The organism is Shewanella algicola (genome assembly GCF_014648035.1).
GTDB lineage: Bacteria > Pseudomonadota > Gammaproteobacteria > Enterobacterales > Shewanellaceae > Shewanella > Shewanella algicola.
This window is the reverse complement of the sequence record NZ_BMQI01000001.1, coordinates 110,279-126,510: the sequence shown is the minus strand read 5'-3', so window position 1 is coordinate 126,510 and position 16,232 is coordinate 110,279. Positions and strand designations below refer to the sequence as shown.

Below are 16,232 nucleotides of genomic sequence, written 5' to 3'. Positions count from 1 at the left end.
TATTTTATGTTACAACTTCAGACCTTCATCACCGGCCAATCTATGTTATAAATAGCGCTTAAAATAATAAAAGGGATGATCATGACCAGCATTTTACGACATTTTGCCATTAGTGCAGTTTCTTTAGCCATGATAAGTGGCTGTGTGGCTACTGTCGATTCGGCACCAACCACAACGGTTTCAACCACTAAGATTACCGTACCACTCGCGTCTCCACCAAAAGCAGAACAAGCGTTAACTCTCAATCAAATTATGGCTAATCCAGATTGGATGGGAATATTTGCGCGTGGCGCTTATTGGAGCGATGACAGCCAATCAGTGTATTTTAGTCGCCAGGCTCACCAAGCGCCGATACGTGATTATTACCAGCAAAATATTACAGCCACAATGGCAGAGCAGCTTGAGCTGTCTCAATTGCATTTAGCTGACCAACGAAATGGTGTTGTTAATTCAACTAAAAATAAAAAAGCCTATATTTATCAAGGTAATGTTTTTATAAAGGATTTACAAAGTGGTGATGTTAGCCAGCTTACTCGTCAAAATGATGCCATTAATGGCGTCCGTTTTTTGAATAATGGTGACTTGGCTTACTGGCAAGGCAATAACATTTTCCGCCTACATCAAACCACTGGTATGGTTGAGCAAATTGCTGCCATCCAAATGGTTAATGAACCGCAAAAAACGCAAGACCCAAGCAGTTATATTGCCAAGCAGCAGCATAGACTGACCGACTACGTTACCTTACAACATAACAATGACAAATCACGTGAACAATACCGTGAATCTTTGGCTAAAGCAGACCCAACATTTTCAGCTCAGCCTTGGTATTTAGGCGACAGTGAAACCATTTCTGAAATGAGTCTGTCACCCGATGGTCGTTATGTGATGCTGGCGCTGACCGATAAAAATTATACCTGGCGAGCAGAGCACGACATCATGCCAAATTACCTCGGTAAAGATGGTTATATAGATGCAGTGCCTGCGCGTGCGCGTGTGGCGGAAGATGCCTTTCCTGGGCAGCGTCTCGTGCTGCTTGATTTAGCGGAGCACACTAAAAAAGACATCACAATCGAAGGCCTAACAGGTTTTGATGAAGATGTCTTAGCCAGCGTTAAGGCTGAAAATGCCAAAGCTCAAGGCGATAGTTACAAAAGTGAAAAAGCCCCACGCTTAATTCAACTCATGCAAGATTGGGAATGGAACCAAAGCGCCATGCAATGGCGAGATACTGATAACCAATTAATAGTCATGCTTGAGGCGGTTGATAACAAAGACCGTTGGATCGCTCGAGTGGATTTACAAAAAGGCAAACTTGTAACCGAGCACCGTCTTCACGATGATGCATGGGTTAACTATAACTACAACCAATTTGGTTGGGTAACGGGCACTGACTCGGTTTACTATTTGTCTGAAGAGTCAGGATTCTCACACTTATATATTAAAACCGCAGCAGGCAAAGTTAGTGCGTTGACCAGTGGAAAATTTGTGGTGGATAATGTGACCTTGTCACCCGATGGCAAATACCTCTATTACCGTGCTAACAAGGATCACCCTGGTAGCTATAACGTATACCGAGTTGAGATTGCCTCAGGTAAAGATGAGCAGCTCACACAATGGTTTGGTACGTTAGATTACAGTTTAAGCCCTGATGGCCAGGCGCTACTGTTAACCGCATCTACAGCAACTCACCCTGATGAACTTTATATCCAAGCCATTGGTGGAGAAATTAAGCAGCTGACGGATTACACCAGTAGTGAATTTAAGCAATACCCTTGGCAAATGCCGCAAGTTGTTGCAGTGCCTTCAAACCATGGTGCGGGTGAGGTCTATGCTAGAGTGTACTTACCGCAAGGTTATGATGCCGAGCAAGCAGATAAATACCCTGCAGTGGTGTTTAACCATGGTGCCGGTTATTTGCAAAATGCCCATTATGGTTTTTCTGGTTACTTCCGTGAATATATGTTCCATAACTTATTAACGCAGCAAGGTTATGTGGTGATGGATATGGATTACCGCGGCTCTAAAGGTTACGGCCGTGACTGGCGCACTGCGGTGTACCGCAACATGGGCCACCCTGAAGTGGAAGACTTAAAAGATGGTGTGGCTTGGCTGGCAACTAACGCCAACGTCGATGCTCAACGAGTCGGTACTTACGGCGGCTCGTATGGTGGCTTCTTAACCTTTATGGCATTATTTAATGAGCCAGAATTATTCCAAGCAGGGGCTGCGTTACGTCCTGTAACCGACTGGGCTCATTATAATGCACCTTATACTGCTAATATTTTAAACACGCCAGATATCGATCCTATTGCTTATGAGCGTAGCTCGCCGATAGAACATGCTCAAGGATTGCAAAAGCCGTTGTTGATTATGAGTGGTGTGCTAGATGATAACGTGTTTTTTCAAGATAGCGTACGCATGGTGCAACGGTTAATTGAGCTTGAAAAACCGATGTTTGAAACCGCTATTTATCCGGTTGAACCACACGGTTTTGTGCAACCATCTAGTTGGTTAGATGAATACCGTCGTATTTATAAACTATTTGAGCAAGAGTTAAAATAACGACTCTAGCTCCAATTTATTAAATAAATACCTATTAAGGCTTTCTTTGGAGAGCCTTAATTTTTATGATTGACTCAAAATAGTAATCAAGGAAAGTGTTGAGTGGCAATATCTGTAGCGGGTGGCGTTAGGCCCGGAAAAGTCATCGAAATTGAACGTCGCCTCTACAATCAAATTATTGTGGGCAAGCAACCTGTGAGCTCAATGCTCGATGAGTTAAATACTGAGATCGAAGAAAGTGCCAATAAACTTGATATTGAACGTAAAGCGTTAAAGCTGCGTATCGAAAAACAAGTTAAAGAGCGCCAAATTTATCTAGAGGTATCAACTCATTTAACTCAGACCGTTAAAAATACGATTGAACACCAACTGGCGTTACCTCAGTCGATTATCGACTCATCTGGGATTACTGAAAGTCAGATATTGTTGTTAGATTTATTGCTAAGCCCAGATCTCAACTTAAACCGTTTACGGCCTATTATTGAAGATAATAGCTGGTTATGCCGTGATTTAATCAATTTAATCAATAGTCCGTCATCGCGCCACAGAAGGCCGAAAAACGGCGATGTGAAAGTGACCGATATTAAATTGGTATTAAATTATATTGGTTTAGAAAATCTACGGACATTAATCCCATATTTTTGCCTACGTAATTGGTTACCTTCTGGGAATACTCATTTACTGTGGATAACACGTAAGTTGTGGCGTTACAGCATATTGAGTGCCATCGCAGCGCAAGCCTTGGCTCAGCTGCATAATAAAGAACCCAGCCTAACGTATACTTGCTCGTTAATGTATCAGTTTGCGACCTCAATTATGCTGACCCAAAGCGGACGAATATTTGATAAAACCTGGGGGACATGGTTACGTGAGGCCAGTCAAAGTCGAGACAAACAAGTCTATGATGCCATTATGGCAACGGAGTTTCCTGCTGAAGCTATTTTCAATCAGGTGATGTTGCACGGTCATACATTAAATTGGCAACTGCTTAATTTACTCAAGTTCGAAGACTCTAAAATTACGCTTGTGCTTAAAGAGCTTGATCAAGATTATCACTTTACAGAGCTTTCGCCTGAAGCCGCTATTGTGGCCAAAGCCAGTTGTTATGCCAAAGTGCTGTTATTAGAAGAGCAACAACTTATCGACCCACAAGAAAAACGTATTATGTTTGATTATTACGAGTTTTCTGCCCAAGAGTTGTTGCGTTTGAAAGCACAGAACTTCCGTAAACTCGATTTGTTGTAAATCAATTTTTATCATGAAAATACCAAATGTTAAAATTGTGTAGTTATTCACTTTTGGTGAATAGCTACACAAAAACTACTCAAATAACTTTTTTTATGACTATTTATGCTAGCTAGCCCCCCTATAAACGCTTTGTTTAGTCATTATTTTCAATCTTTATGCAGAATTGTATAGTGCCTTGCAGAAGTTAGCTGTACAGAACTGGTATTTTGATCACAATTTCGCTAATAATGTCCCATAAATAACACAAGCTTCCGCCGATGCACTTACAGAATATAAAGCAAACAGCGGAAACAGCGGCTTTCAAGCTGCTTATAACCTGAAGGATGAAATGCAATGAGTCTAGAAATGAATCTAACCCGTGCCCAATTCGATGAAGTCATGGTGCCTAATTATGCGCCTGCAGCCGTTATTCCTGTTCGCGGAGAAGGCAGTCGAGTATGGGATCAACAAGGCAATGAATTCATCGATTTTGCTGGTGGTATTGCAGTTAATTGTTTAGGTCATTGCCACCCCGCTTTAGTGTCTGCATTAAAAGAGCAGGGCGAAAAGTTATGGCACTTATCAAACGTAATGACCAACGAGCCTGCGCTTGAATTAGCCACTAAATTAGTTAACTCAACCTTTGCTGAGCGTGTCTATTTTGCCAACTCAGGCGCAGAAGCTAATGAAGCGGCATTAAAATTAGCCCGCCGTTATGCCTTAGATAACCATGGCGCTGACAAAGACCAAATTATTGCTTTTGACAAAGCATTCCACGGCCGCACCTTCTTTACTGTAACCGTTGGCGGACAAGCTGCATACTCAGATGGTTTCGGCCCTAAGCCGCAAAGCATCACCCATGTACCATTTAATGATATTGCCGCTCTAGAAGCCGTTATTTCAGATAAAACCTGTGCCATCATGCTTGAACCGCTTCAAGGTGAAGGCGGGATTATTAATGGCGACCCAGAATTCCTAAAAGCTGTGCGCCGTTTAGCGGATAAGCATGATGCTTTGGTTATTTTTGATGAAGTACAAACCGGTGTAGGTCGTACAGGTGAGCTATTTGCTTACATGGGTACTGACATCGTGCCTGATATTTTAACCAGTGCTAAAGCATTAGGTGGCGGTTTCCCTATCGCGGCAATGTTAACCACGGCTAAAATTGCTGCTCACTTAAAGGTTGGCACACATGGCTCTACTTATGGTGGCAACCCATTGGCTTGCGCTATTGGTAATGCTGTGATGAATGTTGTTAACACCAAAGAAGTATTAGATGGCGTTAAACACCGTGAACAGCTATTTCGCGATGGTTTAGCGGCAATCAATGCCAAGTACGACATATTCAGTGAAGTACGCGGTAAAGGTATGTTACTAGGTGCAGTGCTTAACGATAAATTTGAAGGCCGTAGCCGCGAATTTTTAGTTGCCTCAGTTGCCGAAGGTTTAATGTGTTTGATCGCAGGTGCTAACGTTGTGCGTTTTGCGCCATCATTGGTGATCCCTGAAACTGATATTGCAGAAGGCTTAGCACGTTTTGAGCGTGCAGTAGCAAAAGTAGTAGCAGGTTAATAACTAACTGAGTGCAAGCCTAGCTTGTACTTTTTTAGTTTGGGTTCGCCACCATACAAACCGCGCTGGCTTTATTTGTCAGTGCTGTTTGTTAGTGGCGCAATGAGGAGATTAAGATGTTAGTCATACGTCCTATCCGTGCAAGTGATTACGATGCACTTTATAGTATCGCAGTTGAATCAGGCCACGGTTTTACATCTTTACCAGTAAACGAAGAGTTACTGCGTTCAAAGATCGCTAGGGCAGAAGCATCTTTTACTAAGCAAATTGATAAGCCTTTTGACGAAGGCTACTTAATGGTGCTTGAAGACACCAAAACCAATGAAGTTGTTGGTACGTGTGGTGTTGAAGCTGCCGTCGGTATGCAAGATGCTTTTTATCATTACCGCTTAGGCACTGAGGTTTACCATTCTTCGCAAATTTCTGTGCGTAATGAAGTTGAGACCCTGACGTTGTGCCATGACTATACTGGCGCTGCAGAAGTATGCACCCTGTTTTTAAAAGATGCATATCGCAAAGGTAATAATGGTCGCATGTTGTCGCGTTCGCGTTTTCTGTTATTGGCTCAGCATCCACAACGTTTTGGCGACACCGTCATTGCAGAAATGCGTGGTGTCAGTGATGACCATGGTGATTCCCCCTTTTATGAATGGCTACAACATCACTTTTTAGGCATTGATTTTGTCGAAGCCGATTATTTGTCTGGCTTAGGCAAGAAAGCGTTTATGGCCGAAATGATGCCACGCAATCCGGTGTATGTTTGCATGTTGCCTAAAAAGGCACAAAAAGTGATTGGCGAAGTTCATAAGAATACCAAGCCAGCACTGCGATTATTACAAGCCGAAGGCTTTAAGTTCCGTAATTACGTCGATATTTTTGATGGTGGTCCAACCGTTGAGTGCGCTTTGAGCGAAATCCGCTCGGTTAAAAAAAGCCGCTTACTCACGGTGTCGATTGGCAAAATGCCACACGCAGATCATCATTTTATTTTTTCCAACACGTCGTTGGCTGATTATCGTGCATCAGCTGCCAAACTATTGGTCTCTGATGAACACGACGATGTTGTTCTTAGCCCTGAAATTGCAGCCGGTTTACTGGTTAGCGATGGCGAACAAATTCGTGTTTTAGCAATGTAGGAGTAAAAAATGACACAATATATTCAAGGTCAGTGGTTAGCTGGCGAAGGTCATGATGTTAACTCAAGCAACCCAGCAAACGGTGAAGTGATTTGGCAAGGTAAAACCGCCACACCAAGCCAGGTTAATTCTGCGGTTGATGCTGCTCGTGCAGCCCAGTTTGATTGGTTTATGTTGGGCTATGAAGCTCGCTTGGCCATTGTCGAAGCGTACCGTGCACAACTAGAAGCAAATAAAGACGAAATCGCTGAAACAATCGCCCAAGAAACCGGTAAGCCACAATGGGAAACGGCCACAGAAGTGGGCGCAATGATGGGTAAAATTGGTTTGTCTGCTAAAGCACATGACAAGCGTACAGGAACAGAAACAAACGACTTACCTGCAGGGCGTGCAGTATTACGTCACAAACCGCATGGTGTCGTGGCCGTATTTGGCCCTTATAACTTCCCTGGGCATTTGCCTAATGGCCACATTGTGCCAGCATTACTTGCGGGTAATACCGTGGTGTTTAAGCCGTCAGAGTTGACCCCCAAAGTCGCTGAGTTAATGCTGAAATGCTGGGATAAAGCTGGCTTGCCTCAAGGTGTTGTTAACCTTGTTCAAGGTGAAGTTGAAACCGGTAAAGCGCTGGCTTCGCATCCGCAAATTGATGGCTTATTCTTTACCGGTAGCTCGCGCACTGGACACATTTTACATCAGCAATATGCCGGTCACCCTGGCAAAATTTTAGCCTTAGAAATGGGCGGCAATAACCCGCTTATCGTTAAAGGTGTTACCGACACCAAAGCTGCAGTACATGACATCATTCAATCTGCTTATATTTCGTCTGGCCAGCGTTGTACCTGTGCCCGTCGTTTATACATAGAAGAAGGTGCACAGGGAGATGCGCTAATTGCTGAGCTTGTAACAGCGATTAAGCAAATCAAAGTGGGCGCTTGGAATGCTCAGCCGCAGCCATTCATGGGATCGATGATCTCTGAAACGGCCGCACGAGGCATGGTTGCAGCCCAAGCTACATTGCAATCGCTTGGTGGTGTATCGCTCATTGAGTTGACGCAAGTTGAAGCAGGAAAGGGGATTGTGACCCCTGGCTTGATTGACGTGACGCCAATTACAGAATTGCCAGATGAAGAATACTTTGGTCCATTACTGCAACTTGTACGCTACAGCGATTTTGACCAAGCCATTCATTTAGCCAATGCAACGCGTTATGGTTTATCTGCAGGTTTACTCGCTGACAGCCGTGAAGATTATGATTATTTCTTAGCACGTATTCGTGCGGGTATTGTTAACTGGAATAAGCAAATCACCGGCGCTTCAGGTGCTGCACCATTTGGCGGTGTGGGTGCATCGGGTAACCACCGTGCCAGTGCATTCTATGCTGCTGACTACTGTGCTTACCCTGTGGCTTCAATGGAAGCTGACTCTGTAAGCTTACCTGCCACTTTAAGCCCTGGTTTATCAATTTAAGTTGATAAGTCATCGCATGATTGGTGCTGGTGATATTGACATGATATCACCAGCCTTTTATAAGGATTTAACCATGCATACTGACGTTAATGCTTTGTTTGCCGCGTTATGGCAAGACTATATCAAGATGACACCTTCAGCGGCCAAAATTCATCAGCTGCTTGGCCACGGCGCAGCGATCATTAATGATCATATTGCCTTGCGTACGTTTAATATTGCCAAAGTTAATCTCAGCGTGTTGGCTGAGCATTTTACTTCAATTGGCTATGTTGACAGTGGCGACTACAAGTTTGAGCAAAAAAAGCTGGTGGCTAAGCATTTTGAGCATCCAGACCCAACTCAGCCTAAGGTCTTTATCTCTGAGTTGTTGGTAGAGGAGTTTAGCCCTGAACTGCAAAAAACTATTCATGGTTTAATTGAACAAGTTGATGTCGCTGCCACAACCGCAGATAACTTTATTTATTCGGGACGTCACTGGAACTTAGATAAAGCGACTTACAAAGCGCTGTTAGCTGAGAGTGAATATGCAGCTTGGGTTGCGGCTTTAGGTTATCGTGCTAACCATTTTACCGTATCGATTAACGATTTACCGCAATTTGAGCGCATTGAAGATGTTAACCAAGCACTAAAAGATGCAGGTTTTGTACTTAATGGATCAGGTGGCGAAATTAAAGGTACGCCAGAGGTGTTGTTAGAGCAATCTTCTACCATGGCCGATAAAGTGGTGGTTAACTTTACCGATGGCGATGCTGAAATTCCAAGTTGTTTCTATGAGTTTGCCCGTCGTTACCCAATGGACAACGGCAAGCTGTATACTGGCTTTGTTGCGGCATCAGCCGATAAGATTTTTGAAAGTACCAATACAATGATGTAATGTAATTTGCGTCAAAAAAAGACCTGTTTGATTGCTCAAGCAGGTCTTTTTTATGGATTAATAACATGGGTTTATATCGATTACTTCATGACGATTGGTCCAAGATTATTGGCCCATGACGATGGTGACATTCAGTCCGTTTAACGTCTCACTTCGGTTAAATTGCAAGGTAAAACCATATTGTTCGCAAATTTCTTTAACGATAGACAACCCTAGGCCATGGCCCATCGTCGCTTCATCTAAGCGAGTGCCTCTTGCTGTTAGCGATGCGATTTTATCTTGCTCCACGCCATTGCCGTCGTCTTCAATTTGTAGCGATATATCGCCATTTTGCATTTGATTAATGCGCACTATTACCTGCGTATTGGTCCATTTAAAAGCATTGTCGAGCAAGTTTCCAAATAGCTCCATACCATCTTCGCGGTGAATGGGGACCCTGCTAATGTTATCTGGATTAACAATCACACAGCTAATATCACGCTGACGATGCACCTTATGCAGGGTATTAACTAAACTGTCAAAATCTTTGGGCACGGCTAATTGCGCTGCTGGCAACATATCGCCAGTAATGCGTGCCGCTGCCAGCTTACGTTCAATCATCTTGTGCACTAAGTCTAATTGCTGCTGCATAGCCATGGCCGCTTCTGGGTGAGATAAGCCTAAGGCTTCAACTTGTTGCTGCATTACCGCCAGTGGTGTTTTTAAGCCATGGCTCAAATTGCCTAAGTTATTACGACTGCGCTCTATTTGTTTGGCGGTGTACTCTAATAATTGATTGTAGGTTTCAGCTAATGGGCGAATTTCTGCTGGAATTTGAGCTATTTCAAGTGAGGCAATCTCACCTTCGCGCAGTTTGGCAAGGGCTCCTTGGATTTGATTTACTGGTTTAAACGATTGACGCAAGATAATGAAAATCCCCGCAATCATCGCCAATAACATGCCGATATTGATTGCCAATTTAGTGCCAAATATCTCACTAAATACCCTGCGGCCAATACTCAGATCTTGCGCTACGGTAAGCGTTGCTGTGTTATCACTATCTGGAGCTCCGATACCAATTGATAATAATTGCATATCGTTATTTTTAGGCCCCTTTGCTTGCCAGACGCGCTTTTGCTGAGCCTCTAAATTAACAATGTGTAGCTCTGCATCCCATAATGAACGCGAGCGAATGGTGTGGTTAGGCAGGTTTAGCTGAAAGTAACGACCAGAATAGGCGGGGCGGTAAAAACTGGATAATTGAGTTTGGTCGATCACTAATTCGCCGTCTTGCAGGCGTGTGGCAATAATGATGTGTTCTAAATCTTCTTCTAGACGATTAATAATGGAGTCATGAAAGGCATCACGCAACATTGATTCGAACAGGAATAAGCCTATCAAGGTTGCAATGATAATCAGGCCACTCAGCCATAGACTGAGCTTAAAGCGAATCGACATCATTCCACTAAACCGTGAAAAATATACCCTTGTCCGCGACGAGTCTCGATGGTGGTTTTACCCAGTTTTTTACGTAAATGAGTGACGTAGACTTCCACGACATTACTCTCTTTTTCATCGTCAAATTGATAAAGTTTGTCGGTAAGCTGAGACTTTGACAACAGTTTTTTAGGTGACATTAAAAAAATCTTTAATAATCTAAACTCCATTGATGTTAACTCATATTCTTGCTCACCAACCGTCACCTTTTGTTCATTTTCATCTAAATTAACCCCGCCATAACAGAGTTGTTTAGAAGATGAATTTGCACGGCCATGAGCGCGATGAATTAATGCCTGTATACGAGCCAACAGTTCCTGTGCATGAAACGGTTTGCCTAAGTAATCATCTGCACCGGCGTTAAAGCCTTCTACTTTTTCATGCCATTGGCTACGAGCTGTGAGCATAATCACTGGCGTGTTAACACCACGTTCGCGCCATTGGGTGACCAACGATAAACCGTTACCGTCAGGTAAGCCAATGTCTAAAATAACACAGTCATATTCGGTTTCTTTCATTAGATAATCGGCTTCAACCGCTTTATCGGTAACGTCAGTAATATAACCTGCCTGCTTGAGTTGTTTTTCAAGCTCGGCAACGAGTAGTGGGTTATCTTCAACGAGTAACAGTTTCATGTTTGGTACATTCGCTCGGTAGTTGAGGTAATGGGTTTTGCATACCATTAACTGCATCCAGTTGCAGGTTAATGACATGTCCTTGGGCAAGTTTAAATTGTAAATCATAACGCCATTTATCTTGGTGTTGAAACAGTTGTGCATCCACCAATTGGCCATCACAATATTGCGCAACCCAAATTAAATAGTCATCTAATGGACGTATATTACCAGATGTCACTAACTTTTGGACTTTATCGTGATCGAGAGGAAATTCGTTAACAGGAATATGTTGTTGATTAGCGGTAATGGCCATTAAGCTGTTGATAGTGGCGATGAACAAGATATTCATGTTCGCTCCCAAATAAAAAAGTGGCGTTCAGAGTATGAACACCACTTTAAATATCTTGGCTTAAATCAAGCTGAAGCAGATATGATTAAAACTTAACTCATGTTTAGCGAGTACCGTAAACCACGATGGTTTTACCGTGTGCTTGGATTAAGTTTTGCTCTTCAAGCATTTTTAAAATACGGCCAACAGTTTCACGTGAGCAACCCACGATTTGACCGATTTCTTGACGAGTGATCTTAATCTGCATGCCGTCTGGGTGAGTCATTGCATCAGGCTGTTTTGCTAGATGCAATAATGTTTGTGCAATGCGACCAGCAACGTCTAAGAAGGCTAAATCACCCACTTTTTGACTTGTGCTTTGTAAGCGGTACGCCATTTGCGCAGAAAGCTTCATTAAGATTTCTGGGTTAACTTGAATCAATTGCTTAAATTTCTTATACGAAATCTCGGCAATTTCACACGCTTGTTTAGCGCGAACCCAAGCAGTACGTTCTGCTTGTTCTTCAAATAGGCCAAGTTCGCCGATGAAGTCACCTTGGTTAAGATACGAAAGGATCATTTCTTTACCTTCTTCATCTTTGATCAATACAGCAACAGAACCTTTTACGATGTAATATAAAGTGTCAGAGTCTTCACCAGCATGGATCAATGTGCTCTTTGCTGGGTACTTATGAATGTGACAATGTGAAAGAAACCATTCTAATGTTGGGTCAGGTTTTGGCTTACCAATCAGAGCCATACGATGTTCCTCGATTGATTAAAAATGAAAGTAAGTAATATCTAATTAAGCATTTTACGCTATTCGTGTCGTAAAAACCTTGATAGAGATCGTATTTAGAAATGTCAGTAGTGTATATTAACTTGTTAAATAATTGATTAAATTTCTTTTGTTTGTGATCAAAGTCAGCTTTTTATTTTATTTGCCTTATCTTATTCTATTTGGCTGATTGTTCAAGTCTATTGAATTATTTGCTTCAAGCATAGTCTATTGAATTGATTAGGCGAGTTAGATACTGTTATTAATATTACCCATTGTTGTAGAGGTGTGCGTGAAAAAACTGAGCCGAATAGGGACTGCTGCATGTCTACTGGCGTTTAGCGCATTGAGTTTACCGACTCAAGCATTTTATGTTCCGCCTACGGCGGAGTCTCTGGCTGCCAGTAAACTGGTGCATATTCAAATTAAAGCTAAGCAGGGTGATGCTGATGCGCAATTTTTATTGGGATTAATGTATTTTTCTGGCCGGTTTGTGAGCCAGGATGGCGAGGCTGGATTATCTTGGGTTATCCAAGCAGCAGGACAAAATCATGTCAAAGCTCAGCAAACGGTGGCCGATCTAGCGTTTGAAGGTAAATTATTTCCGCGTGACTTAGCATTAGCCGAGAAGTGGTATTTATCGATGGCTGAACAAGGTGATAAATGGGCGCATTTTCGCCTAGGGTTTATTTATTCGGCCGGCGGTGATGGTGTGATACGCAATTGTGGTAAGGCGATGGGACAATTTAATGCCGCCGGTGATGCGATATCGCTAGGGAATGTGGCGTGGATTTTGGCAACCTGTCCTGAAGCTGAGTACCGTGACGGTTCGCGTGCGATATTGATGTCGCTAAAACTGCTAGAAAAAAATCAAAATGACCCAACGGTATTGGATAATTTAGCGGCAGGGTATGCTGAAATAGGCGACTTTAATGCCGCCATAGACACTCAGAAAAAAGCCATTGATGCGCTTAAAAATAACCCTGAAATTGCCCGTAGTGATGAATTTATTTTACGCTTAAAACAATATCAAAATAATCAAGCTTATCGAGAAATTATTCCGTTGATGTAGTGATTGATGGCAGTGCATTAACGCACTGCAGAAGAGTATAACGCGGGGGAATGTCAATTCGCTGATGTGCTTAACACGCTAACAGAAAAAGGGGGAATTAGCGCCTAAGCACATCAACTGCCGTTATTTCGCTTGAAATCACGATAAAACAATTTTAGTGCTACTGACTTAAATCAAGCTTAATCGGGCTTGATATCATTGATGTTTTGCAATTCTATCCGTTTCTCTAGTAAGTCTTTAATTAGTGGCGTGAGGATCAATTCCATTGCCAGTGACATTTTGCCACCTGGCACGACTAATGTGTTGACTCGCGACATAAACGAGCCTTGGATCATATTAAGATAATAAGGGAAGTCGACGTTGTTAATGCCACGAAAACGAATCACCACAAAGCTTTCATCTAAGCTTGGAATATCTTTAGCGCTAAATGGATTAGAGGTATCAACTGTTGGTACTCGTTGGAAATTGATGTGAGTGCGTGAAAACTGTGGCGTCATATGATTAATGTAATCATCCATACTGCGCACAATCGAGCCCATGACTTTTTCACGGCTGTGACCACGCTCAGTGGTGTCTCTAATGATCTTTTGAATCCATTCCAAGTTAACAATCGGCACCATGCCAATCAATAAGTCGACGTGTTTTGCAACGTCGGCATCATCGGTAACCACTCCACCATGTAACCCTTCGTAATAAAGCATATCGGTGTTTTCAGGAAGATCACGCCATTGAGTGAAGGTGCCTGGCATTTGGTTAAAAGGTACTGCTTCATCAAAGGTATGTAAATAACTGCGGGTTTGACCATTGCCGGTTTCGCCGTAACTAATAAAACATTCTTCGAGTTTTTTGAAATTGTTGGCTTCAGGGCCAAAATAACTGATATTACGATTTTCTGCCTGCGACTTACGGATTAATACTTCCATTTCTGCGCGGGTGAAATGATGAAAGCTGTCGCCTTCCACAAATGCTGCGTTAATACCCAATTGCCTGAATATGTGAGTAAAAGCAGTTGTTGTGGTTGTTGTGCCAGCACCAGATGAACCGGTTACAGCAATAATAGGGTGTTTTGCTGACATATTGTTTGCCTACGTTTGTGATTCACCAAGAAAATCGAGTCACTAGTTATACGGTAATCATCACCTGTGGGTCAATTCTTCACAGCTGATAATACGCGTAATATTCATATTTATATAAAAAGAATGCTTAACCATGCACTTTAATCATTCACTCTCGCTGAAATGTGCTCTCGTTGACGGATCGCAATCGATTCATCGTCCTCGCTATATTCTACCACTAACTCGCCTTTTTTTAATGCGAGCTTGCAGCGTTCAGTCGCATTAACCAGTTGTTGCTCATCCACGTCACTAAAGCTGCCATCTTCAAGTTGCGACAGTAAATATTCTTTTATTATTGCTTGCAGTGTTTCCTGGGGTAATGACAATAACGCGTCGTATGGCACCAGCATGGTTATTCCTTGTGTGCTTCTTCGGTAATGTGTTGAGCTAATAGATTGTCGTTACTGGCTAATAAGAAGTTGATTATCCTATTTTCTAAATAGAATTTCGGTTTCCAAGGCCAGCCCCCTTCTACAAAACCCACATGTCCACCAAATCGATGTAACTCATATTCTACCATTGGCGATAACTGATCTTTGCTAGGGATCACATCGTCAGTCATAAAAGGATCATCTTGAGCATGAATGATTAACGTCGGTTTGGTGATATGTTGTAAATAGCTAATCCCACTCGATTTTTGATAATAATCATCGGCACCAGCAAAGCCGTGTAAAGGCGCTGTCACTTTGTCATCAAACAGGTAAAAGGTATTGAGCATGTTAAGTTGTTTTTTGGTGATGGGCATTTGCTCTGTGAGATCCGTTGTGTTGATTTTATCGAGCATTTTGCGCTGTAAACGCTTAATTAAAAAGCGCTGGTAAATCGTCGAAAACCCACTTTCTAAGCGTTTGGCGCAGGCGCCTAATGTCAGCGGTGCAGACACAACCACCGCACGGTCAAGTAAACTATGTTGTTGCCGGCTACCTTGGTATTTAGCCAGTACGTTACCACCTAAGCTGTAACCTACGGCATAAAGTGGCGAATCAGGATAGTACTGTTTTAACTGTGATAACGTATATGCTAAGTCTTCAACATCGCCACTATGATAACTACGGGCTAGACGATTAGGCTCACCTGAACATCCACGGTGATGATGTACTACCGCTGCGATTTTGGCTTTTTTCGCTTCGATAAGCATTCTGCGTGCGTAATGTGATTCTGTGTTACCTTCAAGACCATGAATAATGATTAGAATCGGTTCACCGTTTTGAGCTTGTCCTAACCAATCTAAATCGATGAAATCACCATCAGGCAACTCTTGTCTTTGCCTAAACGTTGCTGGTTTGGCTACTTTGAAAATAAACGGTAAAATCGTTTGTACGTGCGGGCTTGCAGCCCACCATGGCGGAGAGAATAACGTTTTCATAAAGGGATTTTTTCTACAATAGTTTGTGAATATTTAAACGTGTGTTTAAATGTTACTAGTGCCACTTTAACATATAAAAATTACCGGCAACAATAACTCAAAGGGGAAGTAAATGAAGCGACGTACCTTTATTACCGGTGCTTTTGCAGGAACCGCTGCACTGGCATTAGGCGTAAATCTGTATTCGCCTACATTAACCACCGCTTCCGATGATATTCATCACCGTGTGCTTTTTAGTGTATTTATTCCTATTTTTCTCGATGGCAGCTTACCTGAAGTAGCCAACCACCGAGAAATGGCCATTAATCGCACTTTAGATGCCATAGTGCTGTCTATCGACCATTTACCTCAAGCCAAGCAAGATGAATTGATGGAGCTATTAGACTTACTTGAAGGCCGTTTTGGCTTGTTGTTGCTCAGTGGCAGTATGACGCCGCTATTGGGGCGTGATCCGCAACAATTGATCGATATGCTAGAGTCTTGGCGTTACAACTTTCTCGATATGTTAAAAACAGCCTATTCAGGACTGCGTGAGCTTATTATGGCCAGTTATTATGCATGTCCTGAACATTGGGGTAACTTGCGTTATGCCAAACCCACTTTCTTGGTGAGTAATGCAAACTAATCCCTCAGGTGTAA

At 42.6% G+C, this 16,232-nt stretch carries 15 protein-coding genes; 8 read left to right on the top strand and 7 right to left on the bottom strand.

What is annotated here, in order from left to right; genetic code table 11:
• Positions 1–81 precede the first annotated feature (81 nt).
• From IEY42_RS00540 to IEY42_RS00515, 6 genes are all read left to right on the top strand, one after another.
• Entirely contained in the window at positions 82–2,562 is a 2,481-nt protein-coding gene (locus IEY42_RS00540; protein ID WP_188923439.1) for a S9 family peptidase, read from the top strand.
• Positions 2,563–2,664: 102 nt separating this feature from the next.
• Complete coding sequence (locus IEY42_RS00535; protein WP_188923438.1) at positions 2,665–3,807, top strand: HDOD domain-containing protein; 1,143 nt, start codon at positions 2,665–2,667, stop codon at positions 3,805–3,807.
• A gap of 336 nt (positions 3,808–4,143) precedes the next feature.
• Positions 4,144–5,361 (top strand): aspartate aminotransferase family protein, encoded by a 1,218-nt coding sequence (locus IEY42_RS00530; protein ID WP_188923437.1) that lies wholly within the window; start codon positions 4,144–4,146, stop codon positions 5,359–5,361.
• 116 nt (positions 5,362–5,477) lie between these two features.
• Positions 5,478–6,497: an arginine N-succinyltransferase gene (astA, locus tag IEY42_RS00525; RefSeq protein WP_188923436.1), complete on the top strand. Its 1,020-nt coding sequence runs from the start codon at positions 5,478–5,480 to the stop codon at positions 6,495–6,497.
• 9 nt (positions 6,498–6,506) lie between these two features.
• The gene (gene astD, locus IEY42_RS00520) at positions 6,507–7,967 is read left to right on the top strand and encodes a succinylglutamate-semialdehyde dehydrogenase (protein WP_188923435.1); all 1,461 of its coding nucleotides are present in this window, start codon (positions 6,507–6,509) and stop codon (positions 7,965–7,967) included.
• A gap of 73 nt (positions 7,968–8,040) precedes the next feature.
• Complete coding sequence (locus IEY42_RS00515; RefSeq protein WP_188923434.1) at positions 8,041–8,841, top strand: DUF1338 domain-containing protein; 801 nt, start codon at positions 8,041–8,043, stop codon at positions 8,839–8,841.
• Positions 8,842–8,946: 105 nt separating this feature from the next.
• On the opposite strand, the gene IEY42_RS00510 is transcribed toward IEY42_RS00515, so the two are convergent.
• The 4 genes from IEY42_RS00510 to crp all read right to left on the bottom strand — a co-directional run bounded on the left by IEY42_RS00510 (position 8,947) and on the right by crp (position 12,022).
• On the bottom strand, positions 8,947–10,281 hold the full coding sequence (locus IEY42_RS00510; RefSeq protein ID WP_188923433.1) for a sensor histidine kinase: 1,335 nt from the start codon (positions 10,279–10,281) through the stop codon (positions 8,947–8,949).
• Positions 10,278–10,952 (bottom strand): response regulator transcription factor, encoded by a 675-nt coding sequence (locus IEY42_RS00505; protein WP_188923432.1) that lies wholly within the window; start codon positions 10,950–10,952, stop codon positions 10,278–10,280. Before IEY42_RS00505 ends, IEY42_RS00510 begins: the two co-directional genes overlap by 4 nt.
• On the bottom strand, positions 10,933–11,283 hold the full coding sequence (locus IEY42_RS00500) for a PepSY domain-containing protein (RefSeq protein WP_188923431.1): 351 nt from the start codon (positions 11,281–11,283) through the stop codon (positions 10,933–10,935). The genes IEY42_RS00505 and IEY42_RS00500 overlap by 20 nt, the downstream gene beginning before the upstream one ends.
• 103 nt (positions 11,284–11,386) lie before the next feature.
• Positions 11,387–12,022 (bottom strand): cAMP-activated global transcriptional regulator CRP, encoded by a 636-nt coding sequence (crp, locus tag IEY42_RS00495; protein WP_130598440.1) that lies wholly within the window; start codon positions 12,020–12,022, stop codon positions 11,387–11,389.
• A 310-nt stretch (positions 12,023–12,332) separates the two neighbouring features.
• Here crp and IEY42_RS00490 point away from each other — a divergent pair, with 310 nt between their 5' ends.
• Positions 12,333–13,112 (top strand): tetratricopeptide repeat protein, encoded by a 780-nt coding sequence (locus IEY42_RS00490; protein ID WP_188923430.1) that lies wholly within the window; start codon positions 12,333–12,335, stop codon positions 13,110–13,112.
• A 179-nt stretch (positions 13,113–13,291) separates the two neighbouring features.
• On the opposite strand, the gene IEY42_RS00485 is transcribed toward IEY42_RS00490, so the two are convergent.
• From IEY42_RS00485 to IEY42_RS00475, 3 genes are all read right to left on the bottom strand, one after another.
• Positions 13,292–14,188, bottom strand: coding sequence for a phosphoribulokinase (locus tag IEY42_RS00485; RefSeq protein WP_188923429.1), 897 nt, complete (start codon positions 14,186–14,188; stop codon positions 13,292–13,294).
• Between the two features lie 140 nt (positions 14,189–14,328).
• On the bottom strand, positions 14,329–14,577 hold the full coding sequence (locus IEY42_RS00480; RefSeq protein WP_188923428.1) for a YheU family protein: 249 nt from the start codon (positions 14,575–14,577) through the stop codon (positions 14,329–14,331).
• 2 nt (positions 14,578–14,579) lie between these two features.
• The gene (locus tag IEY42_RS00475) at positions 14,580–15,593 is read right to left on the bottom strand and encodes a hydrolase (protein ID WP_188923427.1); all 1,014 of its coding nucleotides are present in this window, start codon (positions 15,591–15,593) and stop codon (positions 14,580–14,582) included.
• Positions 15,594–15,705: 112 nt separating this feature from the next.
• On the opposite strand from IEY42_RS00475, the gene IEY42_RS00470 reads away from it, so the two are divergent.
• Positions 15,706–16,218 carry a TAT leader-containing periplasmic protein gene (locus IEY42_RS00470; RefSeq protein WP_188923426.1) on the top strand — a complete coding sequence of 171 codons (513 nt, stop codon included), beginning with the start codon at positions 15,706–15,708 and terminating at the stop codon, positions 16,216–16,218.
• Positions 16,219–16,232 lie beyond the last annotated feature (14 nt).